The organism is Flavobacterium sp. UBA6195 (genome assembly GCF_002422095.1).
GTDB lineage: Bacteria > Bacteroidota > Bacteroidia > Flavobacteriales > Flavobacteriaceae > Flavobacterium.
In genome coordinates, this window is the sequence record NZ_DITB01000087.1 from 1 (window position 1) to 26,445 (window position 26,445).

The 26,445-nt window shown below is 30.6% G+C and carries 28 protein-coding genes, 1 tRNA gene and 1 other RNA gene; 12 read left to right on the forward strand and 18 right to left on the reverse strand.

Going from position 1 to position 26,445, the window contains the following annotated elements; all coding sequences use genetic code 11:
• Nucleotides 1-2,221: hypothetical protein (locus B4I81_RS07745; protein WP_291109380.1), on the reverse strand; the 2,221-nt coding region annotated here is incomplete at its 3' end.
• Nucleotides 2,222-2,232: 11 nt separating this feature from the next.
• Nucleotides 2,233-2,703, reverse strand: a complete 471-nt coding sequence (locus B4I81_RS07750; protein ID WP_291109382.1) for a hypothetical protein — start codon at nucleotides 2,701-2,703, stop codon at nucleotides 2,233-2,235.
• 264 nt (nucleotides 2,704-2,967) lie between these two features.
• Here B4I81_RS07750 and B4I81_RS07755 point away from each other — a divergent pair, with 264 nt between their 5' ends.
• From B4I81_RS07755 to B4I81_RS07765, 3 genes are read left to right on the forward strand one after another with little or no spacing between them, the layout of a single operon-like run.
• Nucleotides 2,968-3,459 (forward strand): SixA phosphatase family protein, encoded by a 492-nt coding sequence (locus B4I81_RS07755; RefSeq protein ID WP_291109384.1) that lies wholly within the window; start codon nucleotides 2,968-2,970, stop codon nucleotides 3,457-3,459.
• The gene (gene ppk1 / locus B4I81_RS07760; protein ID WP_291109386.1) at nucleotides 3,452-5,536 is read left to right on the forward strand and encodes a polyphosphate kinase 1; all 2,085 of its coding nucleotides are present in this window, start codon (nucleotides 3,452-3,454) and stop codon (nucleotides 5,534-5,536) included. Before B4I81_RS07755 ends, ppk1 begins: the two co-directional genes overlap by 8 nt.
• Before the next feature lie 8 nt (nucleotides 5,537-5,544).
• Nucleotides 5,545-6,435 (forward strand): Ppx/GppA phosphatase family protein, encoded by an 891-nt coding sequence (locus B4I81_RS07765; RefSeq protein ID WP_291109388.1) that lies wholly within the window; start codon nucleotides 5,545-5,547, stop codon nucleotides 6,433-6,435.
• A 16-nt stretch (nucleotides 6,436-6,451) separates the two neighbouring features.
• On the opposite strand, the gene B4I81_RS07770 is transcribed toward B4I81_RS07765, so the two are convergent.
• From B4I81_RS07770 to B4I81_RS07780, 3 genes are all read right to left on the reverse strand, one after another.
• Nucleotides 6,452-6,820 (reverse strand): DNA polymerase III, encoded by a 369-nt coding sequence (locus tag B4I81_RS07770; protein WP_291109390.1) that lies wholly within the window; start codon nucleotides 6,818-6,820, stop codon nucleotides 6,452-6,454.
• Between the two features lie 320 nt (nucleotides 6,821-7,140).
• Nucleotides 7,141-8,214: a DNA polymerase III subunit gamma/tau gene (gene dnaX / locus B4I81_RS07775; RefSeq protein ID WP_250582773.1), complete on the reverse strand. Its 1,074-nt coding sequence runs from the start codon at nucleotides 8,212-8,214 to the stop codon at nucleotides 7,141-7,143.
• A 109-nt stretch (nucleotides 8,215-8,323) separates the two neighbouring features.
• Nucleotides 8,324-8,632 carry a hypothetical protein gene (locus B4I81_RS07780; RefSeq protein ID WP_291109394.1) on the reverse strand — a complete coding sequence of 103 codons (309 nt, stop codon included), beginning with the start codon at nucleotides 8,630-8,632 and terminating at the stop codon, nucleotides 8,324-8,326.
• A 126-nt stretch (nucleotides 8,633-8,758) separates the two neighbouring features.
• Here B4I81_RS07780 and rnpB point away from each other — a divergent pair.
• An RNA gene (rnpB, locus tag B4I81_RS07785) (RNase P RNA component class A) lies at nucleotides 8,759-9,082 on the forward strand.
• A gap of 13 nt (nucleotides 9,083-9,095) precedes the next feature.
• Here rnpB and rsmD read toward each other — a convergent pair.
• The 3 genes from rsmD to B4I81_RS07800 are packed head-to-tail and all read right to left on the reverse strand — an operon-like array spanning nucleotide 9,096 to nucleotide 11,234.
• Complete coding sequence (gene rsmD / locus B4I81_RS07790; protein ID WP_291109396.1) at nucleotides 9,096-9,680, reverse strand: 16S rRNA (guanine(966)-N(2))-methyltransferase RsmD; 585 nt, start codon at nucleotides 9,678-9,680, stop codon at nucleotides 9,096-9,098.
• Nucleotides 9,677-10,489, reverse strand: a complete 813-nt coding sequence (locus tag B4I81_RS07795; RefSeq protein ID WP_291109398.1) for a DUF3822 family protein — start codon at nucleotides 10,487-10,489, stop codon at nucleotides 9,677-9,679. The genes rsmD and B4I81_RS07795 overlap by 4 nt, the downstream gene beginning before the upstream one ends.
• The gene (locus B4I81_RS07800) at nucleotides 10,473-11,234 is read right to left on the reverse strand and encodes a hypothetical protein (protein WP_291109400.1); all 762 of its coding nucleotides are present in this window, start codon (nucleotides 11,232-11,234) and stop codon (nucleotides 10,473-10,475) included. Before B4I81_RS07800 ends, B4I81_RS07795 begins: the two co-directional genes overlap by 17 nt.
• 122 nt (nucleotides 11,235-11,356) lie before the next feature.
• Between B4I81_RS07800 and B4I81_RS07805 the strand changes: the two genes are divergently transcribed.
• From B4I81_RS07805 to kdsB, 3 genes are read left to right on the forward strand one after another with little or no spacing between them, the layout of a single operon-like run.
• Nucleotides 11,357-12,781 (forward strand): ATP-dependent DNA helicase, encoded by a 1,425-nt coding sequence (locus tag B4I81_RS07805; protein WP_291109401.1) that lies wholly within the window; start codon nucleotides 11,357-11,359, stop codon nucleotides 12,779-12,781.
• 27 nt (nucleotides 12,782-12,808) lie between these two features.
• Nucleotides 12,809-13,180 carry a hypothetical protein gene (locus tag B4I81_RS07810; protein ID WP_291109403.1) on the forward strand — a complete coding sequence of 124 codons (372 nt, stop codon included), beginning with the start codon at nucleotides 12,809-12,811 and terminating at the stop codon, nucleotides 13,178-13,180.
• 32 nt (nucleotides 13,181-13,212) lie between these two features.
• Nucleotides 13,213-13,938: a 3-deoxy-manno-octulosonate cytidylyltransferase gene (gene kdsB, locus B4I81_RS07815; RefSeq protein ID WP_291109405.1), complete on the forward strand. Its 726-nt coding sequence runs from the start codon at nucleotides 13,213-13,215 to the stop codon at nucleotides 13,936-13,938.
• A 4-nt stretch (nucleotides 13,939-13,942) separates the two neighbouring features.
• Here kdsB and B4I81_RS07820 read toward each other — a convergent pair whose 3' ends face one another.
• Nucleotides 13,943-14,647 carry a potassium channel family protein gene (locus tag B4I81_RS07820; RefSeq protein WP_291109407.1) on the reverse strand — a complete coding sequence of 235 codons (705 nt, stop codon included), beginning with the start codon at nucleotides 14,645-14,647 and terminating at the stop codon, nucleotides 13,943-13,945.
• Nucleotides 14,647-15,309 (reverse strand): spermidine synthase, encoded by a 663-nt coding sequence (locus B4I81_RS07825; RefSeq protein WP_291109409.1) that lies wholly within the window; start codon nucleotides 15,307-15,309, stop codon nucleotides 14,647-14,649. Before B4I81_RS07825 ends, B4I81_RS07820 begins: the two co-directional genes overlap by 1 nt.
• Before the next feature lie 56 nt (nucleotides 15,310-15,365).
• Here B4I81_RS07825 and B4I81_RS07830 point away from each other — a divergent pair, with 56 nt between their 5' ends.
• Nucleotides 15,366-15,920: a 1-acyl-sn-glycerol-3-phosphate acyltransferase gene (locus tag B4I81_RS07830; RefSeq protein ID WP_026726213.1), complete on the forward strand. Its 555-nt coding sequence runs from the start codon at nucleotides 15,366-15,368 to the stop codon at nucleotides 15,918-15,920.
• Between the two features lie 33 nt (nucleotides 15,921-15,953).
• On the opposite strand, the gene B4I81_RS07835 is transcribed toward B4I81_RS07830, so the two are convergent.
• Complete coding sequence (locus B4I81_RS07835; protein ID WP_026726212.1) at nucleotides 15,954-16,415, reverse strand: helix-turn-helix domain-containing protein; 462 nt, start codon at nucleotides 16,413-16,415, stop codon at nucleotides 15,954-15,956.
• 302 nt (nucleotides 16,416-16,717) lie between these two features.
• On the opposite strand from B4I81_RS07835, the gene B4I81_RS07840 reads away from it, so the two are divergent.
• The 3 genes from B4I81_RS07840 (at nucleotide 16,718) to B4I81_RS07850 (ending at nucleotide 18,959) form a co-directional block, all read left to right on the forward strand.
• A complete protein-coding gene (locus B4I81_RS07840; RefSeq protein WP_291109412.1) occupies nucleotides 16,718-17,872 on the forward strand; it encodes a M14 family metallopeptidase in 1,155 nt (384 codons plus the stop codon).
• 57 nt (nucleotides 17,873-17,929) lie between these two features.
• Nucleotides 17,930-18,409 carry an Lrp/AsnC family transcriptional regulator gene (locus tag B4I81_RS07845; RefSeq protein WP_026726210.1) on the forward strand — a complete coding sequence of 160 codons (480 nt, stop codon included), beginning with the start codon at nucleotides 17,930-17,932 and terminating at the stop codon, nucleotides 18,407-18,409.
• A 238-nt stretch (nucleotides 18,410-18,647) separates the two neighbouring features.
• Entirely contained in the window at nucleotides 18,648-18,959 is a 312-nt protein-coding gene (locus tag B4I81_RS07850; RefSeq protein WP_291109440.1) for a DinB family protein, read from the forward strand.
• A 39-nt stretch (nucleotides 18,960-18,998) separates the two neighbouring features.
• Here B4I81_RS07850 and B4I81_RS07855 read toward each other — a convergent pair whose 3' ends face one another.
• The 4 genes from B4I81_RS07855 to aroB form a co-directional block, all read right to left on the reverse strand.
• Nucleotides 18,999-19,391 (reverse strand): DNA primase, encoded by a 393-nt coding sequence (locus B4I81_RS07855; protein WP_291109415.1) that lies wholly within the window; start codon nucleotides 19,389-19,391, stop codon nucleotides 18,999-19,001.
• 87 nt (nucleotides 19,392-19,478) lie between these two features.
• Nucleotides 19,479-20,453, reverse strand: coding sequence for a deoxyhypusine synthase family protein (locus B4I81_RS07860; RefSeq protein WP_026726207.1), 975 nt, complete (start codon nucleotides 20,451-20,453; stop codon nucleotides 19,479-19,481).
• Nucleotides 20,454-20,464: 11 nt separating this feature from the next.
• Nucleotides 20,465-21,874 carry an arginine decarboxylase gene (locus B4I81_RS07865; protein ID WP_291109418.1) on the reverse strand — a complete coding sequence of 470 codons (1,410 nt, stop codon included), beginning with the start codon at nucleotides 21,872-21,874 and terminating at the stop codon, nucleotides 20,465-20,467.
• 298 nt (nucleotides 21,875-22,172) lie between these two features.
• Nucleotides 22,173-23,240, reverse strand: a complete 1,068-nt coding sequence (gene aroB / locus B4I81_RS07870) for a 3-dehydroquinate synthase (protein WP_291109420.1) — start codon at nucleotides 23,238-23,240, stop codon at nucleotides 22,173-22,175.
• 94 nt (nucleotides 23,241-23,334) lie between these two features.
• On the opposite strand from aroB, the gene B4I81_RS07875 reads away from it, so the two are divergent.
• On the forward strand, nucleotides 23,335-24,501 hold the full coding sequence (locus tag B4I81_RS07875; RefSeq protein ID WP_291109422.1) for a proline dehydrogenase family protein: 1,167 nt from the start codon (nucleotides 23,335-23,337) through the stop codon (nucleotides 24,499-24,501).
• A 92-nt stretch (nucleotides 24,502-24,593) separates the two neighbouring features.
• On the opposite strand, the gene B4I81_RS07880 is transcribed toward B4I81_RS07875, so the two are convergent.
• From B4I81_RS07880 to B4I81_RS07890, 3 genes are all read right to left on the reverse strand, one after another.
• Nucleotides 24,594-24,671: transfer RNA gene (locus B4I81_RS07880), tRNA-Val, on the reverse strand.
• Nucleotides 24,672-24,754: 83 nt separating this feature from the next.
• Entirely contained in the window at nucleotides 24,755-25,141 is a 387-nt protein-coding gene (locus B4I81_RS07885; RefSeq protein ID WP_194095637.1) for a DUF4258 domain-containing protein, read from the reverse strand.
• Between the two features lie 59 nt (nucleotides 25,142-25,200).
• Nucleotides 25,201-26,397, reverse strand: a complete 1,197-nt coding sequence (locus tag B4I81_RS07890; RefSeq protein WP_291109424.1) for an alanine dehydrogenase — start codon at nucleotides 26,395-26,397, stop codon at nucleotides 25,201-25,203.
• Nucleotides 26,398-26,445 lie beyond the last annotated feature (48 nt).

Below are 26,445 nucleotides of genomic sequence, written 5' to 3' on the forward strand. Positions count from 1 at the left end.
TGGTTGTATCGATGATGGTAAAAGTCTGTGTAATTGTTTGAGTACTACATGAAGTAATTATTGTATATGTTCTTGTTACTACAAGAGGACAACTACCATTTGAAGTATCAACATAAGATATAGTGTAATTTAATTGATTATTTGATACATTTCCACCGGCGTTAATAAAATCTTGAAGATTAATATTAACGGGTGTTTCACTATACACTAAAGGAGAAATTACAGAAGAATTACAGCCATTTATATTTACAGATTGAGGCGACGTAATTGTTGGATTTGTATCGATGTTAATTTTTAAAGTATAGTAACAACCATTTGCATTTGGTGGTACAGCATAGTAATTCAAGCTTCCTAAGGTATTTGGAAATGGATTTGAATTTGTATATTCAATTGTACTTCCATTTACAGGATAATTGTTATAAAATTGTGTACCAATAGGATAGTTTGATGCAATCGAATTAAACGGCACTTGAGATATAGGACTACAATAATTAAAAACTAATTCGTTGATAGTATTTTGACAATTTTGATTAATGAAGTTTGTAGCATCAATCATTGTCGTTATAGGATTTAATATAGGATCTCCAATGCATAAACCACTTGTAACATAACCTTGAATAAAAGGTTTATTTATAATTTGTATTCCTGTAATTGCACCAATTCCATTTATATAACCAAATAATGATGCAGCAGGAACACAATTTGAATTTTTTAGTAAAAAGCAATCCTCAGTTATTTTTATTTTATATTTTAATTCTCCTAAAATTGTTGTTGGACTTACTGGAACAGGTAATGTTCCAATGTCCCAAATAAGAGTACCTGATGGACCATCGTTTGGATTAAAATATATATTATTTGGAGTTGGTAGTGGACTAAAATTAACAACACCGTTTTGACTTCCATTTACAAATGTTGCTGTATATGGTAATTGAATTTTAATTTGTGCGTTATTTATATTTTCAGTTCCTTCATTAAGAATTTTGATGGAGTATTCAATCTCTTGGCCTGGAGTGACAGTTGTCGTAGAAGCCGCTGGGACACCATTAATGGTTACTAATGACATAACACCTTCAGGATCTGGGATGTAAGCATCAACAGCCATTGCTGCCATAAAAATCACATAGGTATCTTGTGTAGATCCATATCTTAAAGTTGTAGAGGTTTGATTGTTAGTAATGACTGAATTATTAGGATTTGGAATATTGAACATTGAAATATCAAGACCCGTATTGTTAACTAAATTTGGATTTCTAGTATTTCCTCCAGTTTGAATAGAAGAATTAAAGAAATTATTAGTTGAATTTCCAGTGTGGTTTAAAGATTGCCAATTATTATCACTAGATCTTTGTATATTAAAATAATCACCACTGATACTTCTATCACCTTCACCTGCCATAAGACCAAGTTTAACATTAACTTGACCTGTTTGCACTGCATTAAAACCCGATATTGGAATTTGATGATTTGAAGTTGAATTTCCTTGTACATATGCATGTCCATCAAAAACGGTAATATCTCTCCATTTCATCTTTGAATTTTCATACACAACAATTATTCCCCAGCCTCCATAGTATCCTGTAGACCCCCCATTACCTTCAACAAGAGCAATATCTGCTACAGTATATTGACCAATTCCATTATTTTTAACATAGTCAGTTATTTCAGCAAATGCAGAATACATGAATCCATCAGAATTTTGTGGATAATAAATATCATTACTATTAGCAGTTATCTCGATATAAGATGTTGATGATGGACCTTTTAATTTTACTTTTCGTTTATTAAATAATTTTGTGACAGAATTTTTGGTTACATTAAATGTTTCTGGGCTATTAGATCCGTCAGATGCTCTTCCAGTCCAGTATAATCCTGCAAAAATAACTTTTGAGCATTCGGGAATAGCACCATTTTCATTAGAAAATGTCAAATTAGCACTTGAAGAATTAAAAGTATTTGAATCTCCATCAATATCAACATAAACCATATTATTATTACTATTTGGTTCGTTGACATCATAGTTATTAAGTGTTAAGTTAGTATTTCCTATTAAAGTAAAATCACCTTTAATACTAAAAATACTAGTAGAAGGAGAAGAAATAGGCTCACGAGGTGTAAAGTTTACTCTAACTTGAGATTGTATAGACAAACTAACAAAGAATAATAATATGAATATATTTTTTCCACCTAAACTTAAATTTTTAGAGTAATTTTTTGTTTTCATTTTTTTAAAATTTATTGTGGAACACTTATTAAGTAGGTAATTAATAAATTTGGATTTTTAATATTCAATAAAGAAAATGTATCAGAATAATCGGTTTCAATGATTATGTGAATCAATTCTAAATTTATTAAGGCATTGATAACCTGTAAATCAATAGGAGCATTATATTTTTTAAGTCTAATAATGCAATATTTTACAGTAGATTTTTCAAGACTATTTAAATCTTTAATATGATTTAAATTTTCATATCTGATATCTATAATATTTGATTTTTCAGATTTTTTAAATTTTTGATCATATCCAAACTGAATCAAATCTGAAGAATTTAAAATAGTATCTATTTTACTTTTTAATTCTAAATTTGATTTAAAAGAATAGTCATTGCAATTGAAAATTTTCTGTGCATTACAAATAGTAAAACAACTGAAAAAGAAAACAAAACATAACATAAATGTTTTGACTTCTAATTTTGAACTTTCCATAATAATAATTTTTAAAAAAAATAATAATTACAGTAAGTCTATTTTAAGGTTGTGTTGGGGGACAAACCTAAATAAGTAGGAAGAATTTTGATTTTTGGGTATCAAATTGTTTTGCTAAATTACTTAAAAACTAACATTTTACTAATTTGTATGTAGTGTTTTCGATAAAGTGTAAAAAATAATCTATAAACTAACTAAAAAACAAACAATTTATTAATTTCTAGTTCATTTAAAAATGGTATATTGTATTTAAATAATGGGATCATGAAAAATTTAATTTTAATCAGACATGCAAAATCATGTTGGAATGTACCTCTACAAGATATCGATAGACCAATTTCCAATAGAGGTCGTAAAGATGCTCATTTAATTGCATCCAAAATTCATAAAATTTTACCCTCTTCATACATTGTATGGAGTAGTGATTCTATACGAACAAAAGAAACAGTATACATATTTTCTGAATATTTATTAATTCCTTTTGAAACAATTCATTTTTCTAAAGATTTGTATACTTTTGATTTGAATGAGTTGGAAGAAATTATAAAAAAATGTGAAAATTCATATCATAATTTAATTCTTTTTGGACATAATGAAGCTATTACAAAATTTGTTAATAAATTTGGAGACCTTTATATTGATAATGTTCCTACATCTGGTGTTGTTGCTATGCAATTTAACATTGAACATTGGAAAGATTTATCAAAAGGAAAAACGCTAACAACATTATTTCCCAGTCAATTTAAAAATGAGTAGTATATCCAATAATTACATAGATAGAGAAAAAAGTTGGTTAACTTTTAATGCTAGAGTTCTACAGGAGGCTAATGATGAAAATGTTCCTTTATTAGATAGATTCCGTTTTCTTGGTATTTTTTCTAATAATCTTGACGAATTTTTTAGAGTTCGTTATGCGGCAATTCGTAGGCTTATTCATGAAAATCATGAAACTGAAAAAATTTTAGGTTTACCGGCAGAACAATTGTTAAAGGAAATAACGGATATTGTAATTGAACAGCAATCTGAAAGTTTACGTATTTTAAGTGAAATCGAAAAAAAATTAGAGAAGGAAAACATTTTTATTATTAATGAAAAACAAGTAATTAAAGAGCAAGAAAACTTTATCCACGAATTTTTTATACAAAAAGTGAGTCCAGCACTCGTGACAATCATGTTAAATGATTTAGAGGAGTTTCCATTACTAAAAGATACTTCTGGATATCTAGCTATAAAGTTAGTAATGATTTCTAACTCAGGTCAAGAAGATATCCGATATGCTGTAATAGAAATTCCTCATACCATTAATAGATTTGTTGTGTTACCATCAAATTCTGAAAAACAATATATCATCCTTTTAGACGATGTTATTCGACTTAATTTAAATAGTATATTTAATATTTTTGATTATAAGAGTGTTTCTGCCCACATGATAAAAATTACAAGAGACGCTCAATTAGAATTTGATAGTGATTTAAGTAAAAGTTTAATAGAAAAAATATCCAGTTCTGTAAAGGAACGAAGAGTGGGTGAGCCAGTTCGTTTTGTTTATGATCAAGCAATTGGTAAGGATACTTTAGATTTCTTTTTAAAGAGAATGAATATTTTAAGTTCTGAAAGTATTATTCCTGGTGGTAGATATCATAATAGAAGAGATTATATGAATTTCCCAAATCTTGGTCGATATGATTTGTTGTACAGAGAAAATCATCCACTTCCTATTCCAGGATTATCCTTAGAAGGAAGTATTTTAGAACGAATTAAAAAGAAAGATTATTTGCTATACGCACCTTATCAATCCTTTTCTTATATTATAAAATTTTTACGGGAAGCTGCTTTAGATCCTAAAGTTGTATCAATTAAAATTACTTTATATCGTTTAGCAAAAAATTCTCAAATAGTAAGTTCGTTAATAAATGCAGCTAAAAACGGAAAAAAAGTAACTGTTCAAATCGAATTGCAAGCGCGTTTTGATGAAGAAAGTAATATTTCCTATTCTGAACAAATGCAAACCGAAGGTATTGAATTGATTTTTGGAGTGAAAGGTTTAAAAGTACACAGTAAAATTTGTGTTATTGAAAGAATCGAAGAAGGAAGAGTAAAACGCTACGGATTTATTTCGACTGGAAACTTCAATGAAAATTCTGCTAAAGTTTATACCGATGTAACCTTATTTACTAGTAATACCGAAATTTTAAAAGACGCTGCTAAGATTTTCGATTTTTTTGATGTGAATTATCGTGTACATCGTTACAAACATTTAATTGTTTCACCACATTACACCAGAAGTCGTTTTAATAAATTAATTGATAGAGAAATATTAAACGCACTTTCAGGTAAAGAAGCTTATATTAAATTGAAAATGAACAGTATATCCGATTTTAAAATGACAGATAAATTGTATGAAGCAAGCCAAGCTGGAGTAAAAATTCAATTAATAATCAGAGGTATTTGCTGTTTAATTCCTGGAGTTAAAGGTTTGAGCGAAAATATTGAGGCCATTAGTATCGTAGATAATTATTTAGAACATTCCAGAATTTATATTTTTGGAAATGCAGGAGATCCTGAAGTTTTTATTTCATCTGCAGATTTCATGACACGAAATTTAGATGCAAGGGTAGAAGTAACCTGTCCTATTTATGATCCTGAAATTAGAAAAGAATTGATTGAAACTTTTGAAATAGGTTGGAAAGCAAATGTAAAAGCCCGAATTCACTCATCAGATTTATTGAATCGATACAGAAAACGTGGTGATGAAAAAACGTTTAGAGCCCAACAAGAAATGTACAATTATTACCAAAACAAATTAGATGTAATTGCCGAAAACGTGCAATAAAAATATAGATGATTACAATAAAAAAATATGCAGCTATCGATATCGGTTCCAATGCCATGAGGTTATTGGTAACCAATATTGTAGAGCAAGAAGGCCAAGCGCCTCAATTCAATAAGAGTTCCTTAGTTCGTGTTCCTATTCGTTTAGGACAAGATGCTTTTACCGTAGGCGAAATTACCGAGGAAAATATTGAAAGAATGATTGACGCCATGAAAGCCTTCAAATTATTAATGAAGGTACACAAGGTAGAAAAATATCAAGCGTGCGCTACATCTGCTATGCGTGAGGCTTACAATGGAAAAGAAGTTGTTGAAATTATCAAAAAGAAAGCCGATATAAAAATTGATATTATTGATGGTAAAAAAGAGGCAGCCATTATTGCGGCATCCGATTTAAAACAATTCATCAGTACTGATAAAGCCTATTTATATGTAGATGTTGGTGGTGGAAGCACCGAATTTTCTTTATTTTACGAAGGAAATATCATCGCATCCAAATCGTTTAAAAACGGAACCGTTCGATTGTTGAATAACATGGTAAACGATGTCGTTTGGCAAGAAATTGAAAAATGGATTAAAACCAACACCGAACCTTTTGATGATATCACACTAATTGGTTCCGGTGGGAATATCAATAAATTATTTAAATTATCTGAAAAACAACAAGATAAACCGCTTTCGTATGTATATATAAGTTCGCAATACCAAAAATTGAACAGCATGACCTACGAGCAAAGAATTGCTGAAATAGGTTTAAATCCAGACCGCGCCGATGTAATTATTCCAGCTACAAGAATCTATTTGAACGCCATGAAATGGAGTGGTGCCCGACATATTTATGTACCAAAAATTGGATTATCTGATGGTATCGTGAAGGCGATGTATTATGGTAGGATTTAAAAGCAATTTAAAAATTTTACACATCCAAATCAAACGTCTTTCTCAACAAATCTAAAGCTGGATTAATTTGTTTCAAACGTTCAAATTTTTCTTGTGGGGTGAAGGCGTATTTGTTTTCGGTAGTTTCATTTACAACAACTTCAATGGTAATGTCGTGGTTGTGTAATTTGCCTCTTAAATAGCCTAATAATTCAATTGAACCTGATAAAAACTCTTCTTTGGTACTTTGGTTAGGAAGTTCTAATGTGATTTTTGTTCCGTTTAATGTTGGATCGTTCATTTGCATGTACGTTGCCATCAAACGTTTTCCGCTGTCTACCATTTTCTGAGCAAACTTATTCCATTGCAACAACATATCGGTTTCGTTAAAGGCTTCTGAAGGCAATTCTTCGCGATGTCTTTGAACAGTTTGTTGTTGGACTTCTAACTCTTTTTTCGCTTTAATACTCGCTAATGAAAGTGCCGAAACTTTAGTTCCAGTCGGATTTAAATTGGTTAAAACAGGTTTCGGAATTTCAGGAACAATTGGAGCAACTACTTCATTTTGAACTTCTGGAATTTCAGTAGCTATAGGCTTGTTTACAACAGTTTCAGAAATTACAACAGGTTTAATTTCCTCAGTTGGAACCTGAGTTTTTAATGAAGAAACTTCCGAAATAGAGTAGGAGTTGTTCTTGTAATACGTAGCCGGAATAATAAATTTAGCTACTTTTTTTTTTCTCCATCAAAAGTGATAGAGGCTAATTGCATCAAACAAAGTTCAACTAAAAGTCGTTGATTTTGACTGACTTTATATTTTAAATCACATTCATTAGCCAATTCAATTCCTTTTAATAAGAAATCATGCATCGCTTTGTGAGATTGCGCTGCATATAAACTTTGTGCATGTTCACCAGCTTCCAATAAAGGTAAAGTAGCTGGATTTTTACACACTAATAAATCTCTAAAATGCGAAGCCAAACCAGCAATAAAATGATGCCCATCAAAACCTTTTGCTAAAATGTCATTGTAAGCTAAAAGTAAATCCGGAATTTTATTTTCTAAAATTAAATCGGTGATTTTGATGTAATACTCAAAATCTAAAACGTTTAAATTTTCGGTAACGGCTTGTCTGGTAAGGTTTTTTCCACAATACGAAACCACTCTGTCAAAAATAGACAAAGCATCACGCATAGCACCATCAGCTTTTTGAGCAATGATGTGAAGTGCGTCATCTTCAAAGGTAATTCCCTGTTCTTTCGCAATTTCAGCTAAGTGTTCTTTCGCATCTTTAACCGTAATTCTTTTGAAATCAAAAATTTGACAACGTGATAAAATCGTTGGTATAATTTTATGTTTCTCGGTAGTTGCTAAAATGAAAATGGCATGCTTAGGTGGTTCTTCTAATGTTTTCAGGAAAGCATTAAAAGCCGCTTGCGAAAGCATGTGCACCTCGTCAATAATATAAACTTTGTATTTTCCTGTTTGTGGAGGTATTCTAACTTGGTCAATAATACTTCTAATATCATCAACACCGTTGTTAGAAGCCGCATCTAATTCGAAAACGTTAAAAGAGAAATCCTCATAAGGATCATCATATCCTTCTTGATTGATTTTTCGAGCTAGAATTCGAGCACAAGTTGTTTTTCCAACACCACGTGGTCCAGTAAATAATAAGGCTTGCGCTAAGTGATTCGTTTCAATAGCATTCAACAACGTATTGGTAATAGCTTGTTGCCCCACAACATCTTTAAATGTCTGCGGACGATACTTACGAGCTGATACGATAAATTGTTCCATAAATTCTATTGAAATACAAATATAGGTTGTGAAATTCCAAAAAGCAAATTCCAAAAACCAAATTGAGGTGAATCTTTATAAAAGTTATTCACAATTTAGTTTTTAAGTTTTAAAGTGATGTTGAATGCTTGCTTTTAATAGAAAGTTTAGTAATTGCTTCAGCATTTTTATCAGAAGAATTAGCCGAAGTTCCGGTTACAAAAACACCTTTTAATCCGTATTTGGAAACGATTCCGTAAACGGTTGCTGAGTCGTCGGGATTAGAGTTGCCTTCGTAATGGTAAATATGATTGATGGTATAATTTTCGGGATGCAAAATAATATCTTCTTCATTTTGATTGAAATCAAATGTAAACCCTTTCTCTCTTAATTTTATAAGCGCTTCGGAGACTGAAGCGTAGTGATAAATAGTTGACATAAGAATTAAGTATTATAAGATTTGCGACCTATAAATTTACGAATATATTATCTCTTAAAAACAAAAGATTGTGTTAAACTATCTATTAAAATTTCTTTAAAACGATAGAATTTGTTGTAAGTTTGCACCGCAGACCGCCTTATCGTCCGTGTGTAAACATGGTAGGAAAGTCCGGACACCAAAGAGTAGCATAGTGGGTAACGCCCATCCGCCGAAAGGTGAGGACAAGTGCAACAGAAAGTATGTACAGGTAATGCTGTAGTGAAACCAGGTAAACTCTATGCGGTGAAATGCCAAGTATATCAGCAGTTTCTGATCAATCAGAATAAGGGCTACTCGTCCGATGTTGAAGGGTAGGCAGCTTGAGTTACGTAGTAATGCGTAATCTAGATAAATGATAAGGCTCCGTTTATTCGGGGACAGAATCCGGCTTATAGGTCTGCTTTTTTATTTAATGACGATTTTATCCTTCGTCTTCGTCTTCATCTTCATAATCCTCTTCTTCGTCGCTTTCGAATTCGTAAAAAGAAAATACAGAACCTCCGTAACTTTTTGAAAAGGAAAAATTAGTCAAATGATCTAATTTTGTGTGTTTTGAATGTTCTACAATTAACATTCCTTCTTCGTCTAAAAGCTCGTTTTCAAAAATAAGTTGAATGATTTTTTCAAAGTTCTCCTGACTCAAATCATATGGTGGATCAGCAAAAATAATATCATAACTTGCTTTACTTTTTTCTAAGAATTTGAAAACATCACTTTTAATTACGCTAATATCTAAATCTAATTCCGTTGCTGTTTTTTTGATGTAATTCACACAACCCATGTCGCCATCAACACTAGTTATTGGACCTGCACCACGAGAAGCGAATTCGTAACTGATATTACCAGTTCCTGAGAATAAATCCAAAACTTTTAATCCATGAAAATTAAAGTAATTATTCAAAATATTGAATAACGATTCTTTACACATGTCGGTTGTAGGACGAACAGGTAAGTTTTTTGGAGCTACTAAACGGCGTCCTTTGTGTTTTCCGGAGATAATTCTCATGAATGGTAAAGTATAAAGTGATTTCTCAATTCTGCAGAAGAAACGTCTAAGATTGAAGCTTTGTTTGAAACATCAAGGAAAGTACAATTTCTAATATATTGATATGCAATCTTAAAAAAAGGATCTTCTTCCACACAATTTCCTAAAATTTGTACCGAAATAGTTTCTGGATTTAATTGCAATTGTTCGCAAGTAAACAAGATGAAATAGATAAAATCTTCTGGAGTATTATATTGAAACGAATTAAAAAGAATTAATTGCTGATTTTTCACTACAACAATTTCAAAATGTTCTTTTTGAAGATGAACAAAAACTTGTTTATCTTCTTTATTTTTGGACAAATCGAGTAATTGTCTAACTAAAATAGAATTAGCATTTTGGTATTCAAAAGTTTCGTATTGGTCTAGTAGAAAGTTATTGATATTAACGAATGGCACATGAACGTTATTCATTTCGTAAGGAAAAATAACATCATGTGTAAAAAAATCAGTCTCAAAAACTTTGGTATTATATTGCAAATAACTTGCTAAAAAATGAACATCAAATAGGGAAGTAGGTACAAAAGTATTCAGGTTATTATCATGAATTACCATTACTTCATCAAATGATTTTGTTAGTATGGTATAATCCACAAAAGTGCGCCACAATTGTTCTTCAATTACTTTGTTTTTCTCAAAGTGAATTGACTTAGTGTGTATTACTTTATTGGAAAGTAAATCAAATACACAAAAAGAAAGTCCACTCAAGGAAACCTGAATGGACAACTTTTTATATGTTTTTTGTGTAATGTCGTTATTCGTTATTACCATATTTTTTCGGCCAGTTTCCTGTAAGAGTAACTTCTTCTAAAGAACCTAAAATGATTTGAGGACCATTGATTTCGTCAATAGACTCTACTTTGTTTTCTTGTTTTACTAATTCTTGATCTAAATCTTTTAATAAAGCATTTTTATCAATAATGGCTTGGAAAACAGAAATATTCATGTCATTTCTAGAAACAACTCCTGTTTTCATTGTTACTGGAACTTCAACTTCACCAACTTTTACAACATTAAGTCTTTTATATCTATCTGAATTTTTGAACAAAGAATCTTTTACTTTAACTGTTCCCAATTTTGTTATGATTACTTCATCTTTAAAGAAACCACCAACACCGTCAGCACCAACTTTAATTCCAAATGCAGCATTTTTTGCAGCATCAATTACAGCAGTATCTCTTCTTGAAATAATTTCAAATTCGCCATTTTCAACAAATTTTACTAACTCATCAAAAGTGTCAGCATATTTTCCATTCACAGATTTATAACCTGTTTGTAATTTTTTAATGTCTAACATTGTTTTAACAGCTACTTCGTAACGAGCTTCTTTTTCATTTTGAAATTCTATAGGTTTCATAATGGAAGCGTATATTAAATATACAATGAAAAGTGAAATTCCCCACAATACAATTGTGAAAACTTTTTTATTTCCAGGTGTAACAAATTTATCGATTAGCTTAACCAATACAAAGATTAAAACAACCAATACGACTAAATAAATAGCAATTTCTAACATTTGAATAATTTATTTTTAGTTAAATAGGTACGCAAATCTACAATTTTTTTTTCTACACAAAAGAATTTCTTGTAAAAATCATTCAGTATATTTGAAAAATTAATATTGGCCAAATCTTTTTTATGACTTACAAGCTGTTTTACAATTTATTACAAAATCATTTTCCGCATCAACCCACTCTAAAACAGGATGTTTTTTTTCAGAAAATTGCCGATTTTATTTTAAACTCGACTTCTGATGATATTTTTGTACTGAAAGGTTATGCCGGAACAGGTAAAACAACAATAATTTCTACCGTAATTAATAATTTAGGCGATGTTAATATGAAAGCTGTACTGCTTGCACCAACAGGTAGAGCAGCTAAAGTAATCAGTAATTACTCAGGAAAACCGGCTTATACGATTCATAAACGAATTTATTTTCCAAAAAAAAATAAAACAGGAGGAGTAAGTTTTACTTTGCAACAAAATAAATTTAAAAATACTCTTTTTATAGTCGATGAATCTTCTATGATTTCAGATAATAATCAAGATTCTAAACTCTATGAAAATGGTTCGTTGTTAGATGATTTGTTTTTTTATGTAGATGCAGGAAATAATTGCAAACTCTTATTAATAGGAGATACCGCGCAGTTGCCACCTGTGAATATGAGTGTGAGTCCTGCTTTGGATATTGACTCACTTTCGCTTCATTATCAAAAAAATGTTCATCATATTGAATTAGATGAAGTAATGCGTCAAGCAGAACATTCTGGAATTTTGTATAATGCTACGCAATTACGAGAATTATTATATTCACATTTTATTGATACCTTCCAATTCAAACTAAAAGGATTTAAAGATATCGTTCGATTACAAGATGGATATGATATTCAAGATGCCATTCATCAAGCGTATGATAGTTATAGTATAGAAGATACAGCTTTTATTTTGCGTTCGAATAAAAGAGCGAATCAATACAACCAACAAATTAGAGCTTCTATTTTGTCCAAAGAAAGTGAAATTTCAACTGGAGATTATTTAATGGTAGTGAAAAACAATTATTTCTGGTTACCCGAAAATTCAGAAGCAGGTTTCATCGCTAATGGTGATATTGTCGAAATTTTAGAAATCAGAAAAATTCAAGAGCTATACGGATTTAAATTTGCCACCGTAAAAATAAGAATGGTTGATTACCCGAATCAAACACCATTTGATACGGTAATAATGTTAGACACGATTATGAGTGAATCTCCTTCCTTGACGTATGAAGAATCAAATAAATTGTATCAAGAAGTTTTATTGGATTACGAAGAAGAACGCCAACAATATAAAAAACTACAAAAAGTAAAAGAAAACCCTTATTTCAATGCGCTTCAAGTTAAATTTTCGTATGCAATTACGTGTCATAAATCGCAAGGTGGTCAATGGAAAACGGTTTTTGTAGAACAACCTTATTTACCTGATGGAATTGATATCGATTATGTTCGCTGGTTATACACCGCCATCACGCGTGCTGAAGAAAAATTATATTTAATCGGATTTAAGGATGAGTTTTTCGAAAATTAATACTTTTGTAATTAAACAAAATCAACCATGAAAACAGTAATAAAAGTTGTTATAGGTTTATCTGTGATGATATCCATAGTTTTTTTATTCGTTCTATATGGTTTAAATTTGATGGAAATCGAGGATAAATATGGAGGTTTTCAAGATTTGTATTATGAAATTGATAAATCTGATAATTACTTTATAATTATTGAAAATAAAGAAGTTGGTTTGGTACAAAAGTTAGACGATGAAATTTTAGTTACGGTTGATGATTGTATGAAACATCTTTTAAACTATTCTGATAAAAAAATTGAAGTTTATCGGTTTGAAGTTAATGAAACAAAAAATGATTTCACTTTAAAAGATGCAGTTCTTTTAAAAAATGATAACAATACAAAATTGATATTTAAAAATTAAAATATGCCTTTGGCAATAATCATAAAGCAAACATGAGAATAATAGCTGTAATTCCCGCAAGATATGCTTCAACTCGTTTCCCTGCAAAATTAATGCAAGATTTGGGAGGCAAAACCGTAATTCTTAGAACATATGAAGCGGCTATTTCCACAAATCTATTTGATGATGTTTTTGTGGTAACGGATTCTGATTCAATTTTCAACGAAATTATTTCGAGTGGAGGAAAAGCCATCATGTCGATAAAAGAACACGAAAGCGGAAGCGACAGAATTGCAGAAGCTGTTGAACATATGGATGTTGACGTTGTAATTAACGTTCAAGGCGACGAACCTTTTATAAATAAAAAACCTTTAGAAGAACTAATTGAAGTTTTTAAAAACGATTTAGAAAAGAAAGTTGACTTAGGCTCTTTGATGTTTCAAATAGCTGATAAAGAAGAAATTAATAATCCAAACAACGTAAAAGTTATAACAGACCAACAAGGTTTTGCATTATACTTTTCACGTTCGGTGATTCCGTATCCTAGAGAAGAAAATGTAGGCGTTCGTTATATGAAGCACATCGGAATTTACGCTTTCAGAAAAGAAGTGTTAATGGATTTTTACCGCTTACCCATGTTGTCGTTAGAAGCTTCTGAAAAATTAGAGCAATTACGTTACTTAGAATATGGAAAACGCATTAAAATGGTAGAAACTTCTCACGGAAGTATCGGAATAGATACTCCTGAAGATTTAGAAAAAGCGAGAAAGTTATTGTAATTAATTATTCTGTTTTATCACTAAAATAGCCTCTAGTTTTAATTTTAGAAGAAAAGAAATTCATAAACAAAATAACAAAGAAAAGAAATAAAAATACTTGTAGAATAGTAAATATTTTTCCTTCCATTGTTATTGGATAATATTCTCCATAACCTATTGTAGAAGAGGTTACAAAACTAAAATATACCGCATCAAACCAATGATTTAATGTTGCATTCAAGTAATTTCCAGTTCTGTAAAATACTGCAAAAGCTAAAACCGATTCTAAATAATTGAAAAATAATAACAACATCGATCTTTTATATGAACGAGGTTGTGAAAATAAGTCGGAAGCAAAAATTAATGTTGGTATATATAAAACGGTTTCTAAGAGAATATAAGTTAATACATAAACAATGTAGTTATTAGTTTGCCAATTATTTATAAGTATTAAAAAAGGAAAAATAACTTTAGCTAAAATGTAAAAATCCATGGCTAAATCCTTGTATTCATGTCCAAACTTATTTGCCCAATATTTGATGTATATTCCTGGAAATAGTAATTGAGATGAGGATAAAAACAGACGAACAATTTTTTCAATTCCATTATCATCCTCATGATCGTTATTCCAAATCGCTTTAATATTTAAGATTCTTTTTCTAAGTGGATTCGTTTTTTGAATATATTTTTCATTAACCTTTCCTACCAATAATTTTTTAATTATACTCATCACGATAATTTTTTAATGGTAAACAATTCATTATGCACCTCAATTTTTGGATACAATCTTACGGAATAATTACTATCGAATTTATTCTTATAATCAACATTTCTTCTTCTATCTTGATAATCTAAAATCATAGTATTAAACAAGATAAAACCATTTATATTAAGTAAAAAATTAATTCTATTAATAAAGAAATCTTCAAATAAAAAATTAGGCATTGTCGTATCTTGAAAGATATCAATAATGATTAAATCATATTTTTCTTTGGTTTTTAAAACGAATTCAAAAGCATCGTCATTCACAATTGAAACGTTATTATAGTTTCCTAAACCAAAATATTTTCTAGCCAATTCAATCACAGCAGCATCAATTTCAACTCCTGTAATTTTACCTTCAAATTTTACTTCTTTTTTTAAAGTTTCAATAACGCTTCCACCAGCAACACCTAATACAAGTATAGAATGAAAATTTTGAATTCGTTCGTAGCCTATATATTTTAAACCTTTTTTTAGTACGCGCTGTAAACTACCAAAAGAATAATTCGTATTCTCAGAATCTAAAACCAAATGGCCATTATTCCAGGTTACTTCTAGATTTTTACTGTAAACCGATTTCTTTTGATGAATTTTTATAGGTAATAAAAAACTCAATACGCGCTTAATCATGTAATTTTGTTTGTAATCGTAAATATAATTTTATTTTTGTCTCAAAATAGTCTCAAATGAAACAAATTATATACAAATTTATTTTTTGCAAAATTTTCGGTTGGAAAGTAATCGGAACAATTGCACCAGAAGTAAAAAAATGTGTGTTAATAGCGGTTCCACATACTAGTTGGTGGGATTTCTTTCTCGGAATTTTTTCTCGTGGAATTCTGAATTTAGAAATTAACTATGTAGCTAAGAAGGAATTATTTGTATTTCCTTTTAATTATTTCTTTACTTGGACAGGAGGAACTCCTCTAAATCGCCAAAAAAACGAGAATAAAGTAGATACAATTGCTAAAATATTTCAAGAAAAAGATGTTTTTAGATTAGCAATCGCACCAGAAGGAACTCGAAAAAAAGTAACCGAATGGAAAACGGGATTTTATTACATGGCATTAAAAGCAAATGTTCCAATTATTCCTGTAGCGTTTGATTACGGAAGAAAACAAGTAGTGTATCACGAACCATTTTACCCAACGGGAAATATTGATGCTGATTTAAAATTTTTAAAATCGTATTACAAAGATGTAATTGGTAAAATTCCTGAAAAAAGTTTTACAGATATTTAAAAAAATAGAACTCTGGAGAAATTCAGAGTTTTTTTATGGTTTATAGTTTTTAAAAGTACCATTTTTAAAAAACACTACAATGCGCTCAATTTCTTCGTGAGAATTATTTTCTGTTTTAGACGATTCTACAGGATTAGGTTCTGAGAGGGTAGAAGCAATTCCTTTTTCTACAGTCGAAAACAAATCAGGTTCCGAATTAGTGTTTTCTACAATTGGTAGTGAAGAAGATTTTTTTTCAATTTCTAAAACTGTTGGAACACCATTTTCTGATTTTGGAAAATTTCCTTTTCCATTCAAAATCCAATACAAATCTACTTCAGGAAAAACCTCAATTACTTTTATAATAAAATCCAAGCTAGGCTTATTTCTACCAGAGAGTAGGTGAGACAGACTCGAACGCTGCACATTGATTTTATCCGCAAATGCAGAAGCCGATAAATTATAATAATCGAGTATGATTTCTAACCGTTTTATAAAATCATCAATGTTTACCATTGTAAATAGTTGTTTTAAATTACAGGGTTACAAATGTAAACAAAGTAAAAGAAATACACAAGTTTACAGATGTAAATAACGATAGATGTATTAAATATAAGCTTTATTTAGATAGTCATAACTAATTGATTAATAAAAAATAGTATATGTAAATAGTGACTAAGTTAATATTGTAAATTAATACGATAAAGGGTAATATAATCTGTAATTAAAACCGTTTACAAAAGTAAATTAATATCAATTTTTACTTGTTTACAAATGTAAAAAAGAAGTTGTTTACATTTGTAAATCAAAATAAAGCCATGGATTATTTACAATTAGCAACTCAATATTTAGAGCCGAAACTAAAAGGAAAGTATATTCATTTAGATACTATTTTACCTATTTTAAAATCATTAAATTCAGATTTTGAAATTACAGAAATTGGAAAATCGGTTCAAGGAAGAGCTATTCATCAAGTAAAAATTGGAGTTGGAACAACCAAAATTTTGATTTGGTCGCAAATGCATGGAAATGAATCAACGACTACAAAAGGTTTATTTGATTTCTTTAATTTTTTACAATCAGATAATGAAATAGCAAAAAGAATTAAATCGGATTATACCTTAATATGCATTCCTATGTTAAATCCAGATGGTGCTTTCTTGTATACGAGAGAAAATGCTAATAAAGTGGATTTAAATAGAGATGCTTTGAATGCTACACAGCTTGAAATGCAAGTCTTGCATAATATTTATAAGAGTTTTCAGCCAGATTATTGCTATAATTTACACGATCAACGAACTATTTTTGGAACAGAAGGCTTTAATTTACCTGCAACCGTCTCTTTTTTATCACCAGCTTATAATGAAGAGAGGGAATATAATGAAGTGCGTCTAAAAGCAATCCATATAATAAACAATATGAATAATGCGTTACAACTTTATATTCCAAATCAAGTTGGGCGTTTTGATGATAGTTACAATGTTAATTGTACAGGTGATTATTTCACAACGCAAAACACTCCAACGATTTTATTTGAAGCTGGGCATTATAGAGATGATTATAATAGAGATATTGTAAGAAAATTTATTTTTATTTCGCTTTTAAGTTCATTTAATGGAAGTTACGAAAACGTTATAGTTGATAAAGAATTGAAGAATTATTTGAAGATTCCTCAAAATAACAAATGTTTTTATGATTTTATTTATAAAAATGTCAAAATTATTGACAATAGTGAAGAAAAAATAATTAACTTTGCAGCTCAATATACTGAAGTAGTGCAAGATGGTCAGTTAAAATTTGTGGCAACTATCGTTAAAATTGATGATTTGCAGGATTTTAAAGGACATTTAGAATACGATTGTGCAAATGGTTTGTTTGAATCTAATGGGAATTATTTTCCAAAAATAGAAGATAAAGCCGATTTTTTTATCAATAATTTAGCAGAATTTAACAATGGTGTAAAAATTATTTGATAAATTTGCCTCAGTTTTGAATAAAAATCAAAAAATTAACAATTATTACAAGCACTTATGAGCAAGTTTCGTTTAGATGAAGTAGATCATCAAATTTTGGACATGTTGATAGATAACACGAGAGTTCCATTTACAGATATTGCAAAAAAATTATTAATCTCTGCTGGTACTGTTCATGTTAGAGTTAAGAAAATGGAAGATGCGGGTATCATTCAAGGGTCATCTTTAACATTAGACTATGAAAAATTAGGATATTCTTTCATTGCTTATGTTGGGGTTTTTTTGCATAATACGTCTCAAACGAAATTCGTTTTAGAACGAATTAATCAAATTCCTTTTGTAACTGTTGCTCATGTAACTACTGGAAAATTCAATATTTTCTGTAAAATTAGAGCTAAAGATACTAAACACGCTAAAGAAGTTATCTTCATGATTGATGATATCGAAGGGGTGTATAGAACTGAAACCATGATTTCTTTAGAAGAAAGTATCAATGACAAAAAACGATTGATGCATACGATTTTTAAAGAATTGTAAAATATGAAGCCTCTTATGAGGCTTTTTTTATTTCTTTATTTATGAAAAATTTACAACCTAATGAATTTGCTCCCTATTATGAGAATTATATCAAATTAGTTCCTGAGCAAGATATAATTAAAGGACTTATAAAGCAAAAAGAAGAAATGTTACATTTCTTTAAATCGATTCCGGTTTTTAACATGAATTTAAATATACAGAAGGGAAGTGGACTATAAAAGATATTATACTTCACATAATTGATGCGGAACGAATTTTTGCTTATCGTGCTTTACGTATTGCAAGAAATGATATGACGGCTTTACCAGGTTTTGAAGAAAACGATTATGTCGTTGTTGCTAATGCTAATAATAGAGAATATGAAAGTTTATTATCAGAATATGAAACGGTGCGAAATGCCTCTATAAGTTTATTTGAAACTTTTACTAATGATGATTTACTTCGTTTAGGAACAGCTTCAAATAATAGTATTTCAGTAAGAGCCATTGGGTATATTATGTTGGGGCATGAATTGCATCATAAAAATGTAATTTTAGAAAGGTATTTATAATAAAAAAGGGACTCAATTTTGAATCCCTTTTTTTATGTATTAATCTTCATCGTCTTCTTCCTCAGCATCATCGTCATCTCCGTCTTCTGAGTCTTCAATATCATCTGAATCGTTAGAAATATCATCGTCTTCATCGTCGTCCTCAATATCTAAGTCTTTAAGAGCTCCGATTTTTTCATCTGGTACAACAACTACATCATCTTCGATAATGTCATCTTCGTCGTAATTTTCAATTCGATCTGCAAGCTTTGTACTTACTTTTACTAAGTAAATTGTATCTTCTGTACGAACTTCTACAGCTTCAACCGTTTCATTCTTAGCATTTTTAAAACGAATAACATCTGAATCGTCATATCCGTCGGGGAACTTCTCAACTAGTAAGGTTAAGATTTCATTTGTTAATTTAGCGTAATCAACAATAACTCTTTTCATTGGGTAGGTTTTAATCTTGTAATTTCTTCAAATGTAATATCCTTAGCTTATATTTTCAAGTAAAATTTGATATTTTTTTCAAAAATTTTACCAACCTAAAACATAAGCAAACATCAACGGCGCAACTATCGTAGCGTCAGACTCTACGATAAATTTAGGCGTTGTAATATCTAATTTACCCCAAGTAATTTTTTCGTTTGGAACGGCTCCAGAGTACGAACCATAACTAGTTGTTGAGTCAGAAATTTGGCAGAAATAGCTCCAAAATGGCACATCATGCATTTCCATATCTTGATATAACATAGGAACTACACAAATAGGGAAGTCTCCAGCGATACCTCCACCAATTTGAAAGAAACCAATTCCTTTTCCTTCGCAATTTTTCGTGTACCAATCCGCTAACCACATCATGTATTCAACTCCACTTTTCATAGTTGTAGCTTTAAACTCACCTTTAATACAATAAGAAGCGAAAATATTACCCATTGTACTGTCTTCCCATCCTGGAACTACAATTGGTAAATTCTTTTCAGCAGCAGCTACCATCCAAGAATCTTTTGGATCGATTTCGTAATACTGCTCTAAAACTCCTGAATTAATCATTTGGTACATGAATTCATGTGGAAAATATCTTTCTCCTTTTGAGTCGGCATTGTTCCAAATATCAAATAAATGTTGTTGTAATCTTCTGAAAGCTTCTTCTTCAGGAATACAAGTATCGGTTACACGGTTGTAATGGTTTTCTAATAAATCCCATTCTTCTTGTGGTGATAAATCTCTGTAGTTTGGAACTCTTTTATAAGAATTATGAGCTACCAAGTTCATGATATCCTCTTCTAAATTAGCTCCAGTACAAGAAATAATATGTACTTTATCTTGACGAATCATTTCGGCTAATGATTTTCCTAATTCAGCTGTACTCATGGCACCCGCTAATGTAATCATCATTTTTCCGTTGTCTAATAAATGCTCTTCATATCCTTTTGCTGCATCTACTAAAGCGGCAGAGTTAAAATGAAGATAATGTTTCTCGATAAACTGACTAATTGGTCCTTTGCTCATTACTTTTTATTTTATTGTTCTTTTTTCTTGTTATATCCTAAAATTTCTAAAACATCTTCGGCTTTTTGTTGCTCTGAAAATACTTCGGTTGCAATAATACCGTTTTTATCTTTATCAATTAAAATGTGCTTTGGTTGTGGTAAAATACAATGACTTAATCCTCCAAAACCACCAATGGTTTCCTGATAAGCTCCAGTATTAAAGAATCCAATATATAATGGTTTTTCTTTATTGTATTTTGGTAAATAAACCGCATTCATGTGTTGTTCCGAATTGTAATAATCGTCTCCATCACAAGTTAATCCACCAAGTAAAACCCGTTCGTAAGTATCATTCCAGCGATTCACCGCCATCATAACAAAACGTTTGTTGATTGCCCAAGTATCGGGTAGAGTAGTGATAAAAGATGAATCAATCATGTTCCAATTCTCTCTGTCATTTTGTTTCTTTTGGTACAACACTTGGTACAAAGCGCCACCTGATTCACCTACAGTAAACGAGCCGAATTCTGTAAAAATGTGAGGAACAGCAACTTCTGCATCATCACAAGCGATTTTGATTTGATTTAAGATTTCGTCTACCATATATTGGTAATCGTAATCAAAAGCTAATGAATTTTTAATAGGGAATCCACCACCAATGTTCAAACTATCTAAAGAAGGACATTCTTTTTTCAAAGCAATGTACACTTTCATACATTTTAATAATTCGTTCCAATAATAGGCTGTGTCACGAATACCAGCGTTAATAAAGAAGTGAAGCATTTTTAATTCCACTTTCTTATTGTCAGCAATTTGTTTTCTATAAAAAGGAACAATGTCCTTATAACCAATTCCTAAACGAGACGTATAAAACTCAAATTTTGGTTCTTCTTCAGCAGCAATACGAATTCCGATTTTGAATTTTCCATCGATTTCTTCTTGTAGTAAATCTAATTCTTCAAAATTATCAATTACAGGAATGGTATTTTTATGTCCGTTATTGATTAAACGCGCAATGTTAGCTACATATTGATCGCGTTTAAATCCGTTACATACAACAAAAGTATTTTTATTGATTTTTCCTTGTTCCATCAAACTTTCAACAATGTTGATGTCGAATGCAGAAGAGGTTTCAATATGGATGTTATTTTTTAAAGCTTCATTTAAAATGAATTCAAAATGCGAACTTTTAGTACAATAGCAATAGAAATACTTGGCTTCATAGCCGTGTTTTTCCATTGAATTTCTAAACCACATTTTAGCTCGGTTGATGTTTTGAGAAATTTTTGGTAAATAGGTAAACTTAAGTGGAGTACCATATTCTTCTACCAATTTCATTAAATCGATACCATGAAATTGAAGATTGTCTTTGTTTAAAGTAAATTCTTCCTGTGGAAAGTAAAAAGTCTGATTAATTAAGTCGTAATATTTTGTATTCATTTTGAAAAATAAGATTAAAAATTAAAAAAGCTTAAATGTTTTACTGTTTTAAACCTTAATTTTCAAACCCTAATATTTGCAAATCGAATTAATAGTTTTTCACTAAAAGTTTTCGATAACGCGAATAAATCAATTATATGAAAACAAAAAATAGAAAAGAACAAACGATCAATAATAGATAAGTCAGCATTCCTATTGCTAAGAATTCTGTTGAAATTGTTCGTATAGTTGTTTTCTTTCATGGGCGCAAAGTTAAAAAATAAAATGGCTATTATTTAAAGAAAATTTAAAAAAATAATCAGACAGTATAATCTTCAAACGCCTTGAAAATCAATTCGTTGTCTGCTTCTTGATTGATTTTGATTTTTCCGATTCCATCAAGTAAGGCAAATTGTACTTTTCCGAATTCATTTTTCTTATCGTAAATCAATAGCTCAATGATTTGATTGATATCGATTTCATCGAATTCAATACGTTCAAAAATATCGTTTATGATGTATTTAATTTCGTGATACTCTTCATTACTTAGTAATCCTTTTTCTTTAGAAATATAGCTTTCTAAAATCATTCCTGCAGCAATTGCTTCACCGTGAAGTAAACTAGTTTTGTTTTCGTTTTCTAAGAAATAGCTTTCGATTCCATGACCTAAAGTATGTCCAAAATTAAGTGCTTTTCGGATGCCATTTTCAGTTAAATCTTCACAAACAATAGTATTTTTTATTTGAATAGATTGGTAAATTAACTCATTCAAATCATGTGTACTTAAATCATTTAGATTTTTAAAATTATCCCAATAATTCTTATCGAAAATCAATCCATGTTTTAACATTTCAGCTAATCCGGAGCGCATTTCTCTTTGCGATAAAGTACATAAAAATTCAGTATCAATAATTACAGCTTTAGGTTCGCGAATAATCCCGATTTGATTTTTTAAATTACCTAAATCAACCCCATTTTTTCCACCAATTGAAGCATCAACCATAGCAAGTAGCGTAGTAGGAATGTTAATAAAATCAATTCCTCTTTTAAATGTACAAGCTACAAATCCGCCTAAATCAGAAATTACGCCACCACCTAAATTGATGATGAGGCTTTTTCTATCGGCACCTAATTCAGACAAAGCAGCCCAGACTTCGGTGCAAGTTGCTATATTTTTATGACTTTCACCTGCTTCTAATTCAATGATTTCAATTTCAATTTCTGTTGCCAAATTATTTAATAAATGATGTAAACAATACTGCGAGGTATTTTCGTCAACCAAAATAAAAATTTTAGAATAATGCGTTGGAACAAGATACGAAGCTAATTTTTCATAGCCTGTTTCATTAAAAAATACGGAATAATTAGTTGCTTGTATGGTTTGCATGAAAATGTGTAAAATTTGACTGCAAAATACGTCATTTTTTATTTATTATTCGATAACTGTGGCGTATATTTGTATCACTTTATTACAAAACACAATGAACACACTATTTAATAATACAGAAGTTGCTTTTGCTTTAAAAAGTGACACCGAGTTAGAAAGAGCTTATTTTTTATTCAAATTAATCGATAGTCAGCCTCTAGTCAAAATTGGAACAGCAGTTACTAATTTTGCTTTAAAAGCTCATTTGCCAGTTGAAGGATTGATCCGTTCTACTGTTTTTGATCACTTTTGTGGTGGTGTTAACGAGAATGATTGCCTTCGTGTAGTAGATAAAATGTATACAAAAGGAGTTTCTTCGGTTTTAGATTATTCAGTTGAAGGTAAGGAGGAAGAGGCACAATTTGATGCAGCTTTGAACATGACTTTAAAAACAATTGAATTTGCTAGAGAAAGAGAAGCGATTCCGTTTGCAGTATTTAAACCAACTGGATTTGGACGTTTAGCACTATACGAAAAAATAGGAGATAAAGCTCATTTGACAGAAAACGAACAAAAAGAATGGAATCGTGTAATCGAACGTTTTGATATTGCTTGTAAAACAGCATTTGAAAAAGATGTTTTATTATTGATTGATGCAGAAGAAAGTTGGATGCAAGATGCTGCAGATGCTATTGTAACCGATATGATGCGTAAATACAACAAACAAAAAGCAATTGTTTTTAATACATTGCAAATGTATCGTTGGGATCGATTAGATTATTTAAAAAATCTTCACGAACAAGCAAAAGCAGAAGGATTTTACATTGGAATGAAATTGGTTCGTGGCGCTTATATGGAAAAAGAAAATGAAAGAGCAGCAGAGCGTGGACAAAAATCGCCAATTTGTGAATCTAAAGAAGCAACAGATATTAATTATGATACTACTGTAGCTTATATGGTTGAGCATATTGATAAAATGGTTGTTTTTGCAGGAACTCACAACGAAGAAAGTTCATACAAATTGATGCAATTGATGCAAGAAAAAGGAATTGCTAAAAATGATAAACGTATTTTCTTCGGACAATTATTAGGAATGAGCGATAACATCAGTTTTAACTTAGCCGCAGAAGGATACAATGTTGCAAAATATTTGCCTTTTGGTCCAGTAAGAGATGTGATGCCTTATTTAATAAGAAGAGCAGAAGAAAACACTTCGGTAGCTGGTCAAACTAGTCGAGAACTAACGTTGATTAAGAAAGAAAAAGAGAGAAGAAAATTATGAATGATAAAATCCCGCTAATGCGGGATTTTTTTTATGGTTTGATATAAATATCAATAAAACAAAAAATCCTACAGAAATGTAGGATTTAATTTTGGTGGGCGATGAGGGGTTCGAACCCCCGACCCCCTCGGTGTAAACGAGGTGCTCTGAACCAGCTGAGCTAATCGCCCCAATAAAGTGCTTTACTATTACAGTGTTGCGAGTGCAAATATACAAGGAATATTTGTTTCTGCAAGTGTTTAGTTAAAAAAAATTACTTTTTTTCTATCTTTTCTAATAAGACTTTGTTGGTATAATTGACCATTGTAATCGTAATCTCTTCATTTTTAGAAGTTCTACCTTCAATAACATAAATCTTACCTTTTCTATAAGCTTCATTACTTTTTGAAAAATCTACATCACCATAGCGTAAACTTTGACGGATATCTTCTAAAGTAACCCATTTTGCATCTAACGATTGTTTTGCTAAAGAATCAATTTCTAATGATTTGCTTCTTAAATCTTTTAAAACTCGGCAATTAGGCAAGTAACAAAACTCAACCCCTTTGTCATCGGCTTTAGCTTTTAAAAACCACATAACAAAAACTCCTCCTAAAAATATGCCAAATAAATAGTATGCTAAACGAAACTGAAACTTCATAAATTATAATTTTGTGCAAATTTAGTTTAAATTACACACATAGTCCCTAGATTTTAACTTTAAAAAACAATCAAATTGATATCGCGATATTCTAAATTAAACCAATCTGCAATCGCTTTATTAGTTAATAAGCCGTGATAGCTGTAAATTCCGTTTTTCAAACCTCTATTGCAACGGATAGCACTTTCAATCCCACCATCATCTGCAATTTGTAATAAGAAAGGGGAAATAATATTACTAATAGACATAGATGCTGTTTTAGAATATCGAGAAGGAATATTCGGCACACAATAATGAATTACTCCATTTTTAATGAAAGTTGGTTTTTCATGTGTAGTGACCTCGGAAGTTTCAAAACAACCACCCGTATCAATACTCACATCTACAATTACAGCCCCTTTTTTCATATGTTCGACCATAGTTTCTGTAACTACAACTGGAGCTCTGTTTTTTCCTTTCATAGCGCCAATAGCAACATCACAACGTCTTAATGCTTTTAAAAGCGATTTTTCTTGAATGGTGGAAGTAAAAATTCTTTGATTTAAGGTGTTTTGTAAACGACGTAATTTGGTAATCGAATTATCGAAGACTTTTACATGAGCACCTAATCCTAAAGCGGTTCTAGCGGCATATTCACCAACAGTTCCAGCGCCAATGATGACAACTTTTGTTGGTGGAACTCCGGTGATATTTCCAAAAAGTAAACCTTTTCCGATGTTCTCACCAATCATTAATTCGGAAGCAACTAATATGGAAGCAGTTCCTGCAATTTCAGATAACGATTTTACTGCTGGATACGAACCATCTTCGTCTTTTATAAATTCAAATGCTAAAGCAGTAATTCTTTTAGCTGCTAAAGCTTCAAAATATTCTTTTTTCTGAGTTTTTAATTGAATAGCTGAAATCACAATCGTTTGCGTACTCATCATTTCAATTTCAGTAAGAGTAGGTGGCTCTACTTTTAAAATCATGGGACAACCCAAAACTTTTTTGGTGTCTTGCGTAATTTCGGCACCTGCATCGCTGTATTCTTTGTCTGTATAACTTGAAGTTTCTCCAGCTCCTGATTCTAACATTACGCGATGTCCGTGCGAAACTAATGAAGAAACCGCATCTGGTGTTAAGCAAATTCTTCTTTCTTGATAGGATGTTTCTTTTGGAATTCCTATGAATAATTCGCTTTTATGACGCGCTACTTCAAGTTTTTCTTCTTGTGGAAGCAATTGTGAAGCAGAAAAAGGAGTGTATATCGACATTACTTTTGATTTTGAGGTTCTAAATTAGGAATAATTTTAGACTTGGGA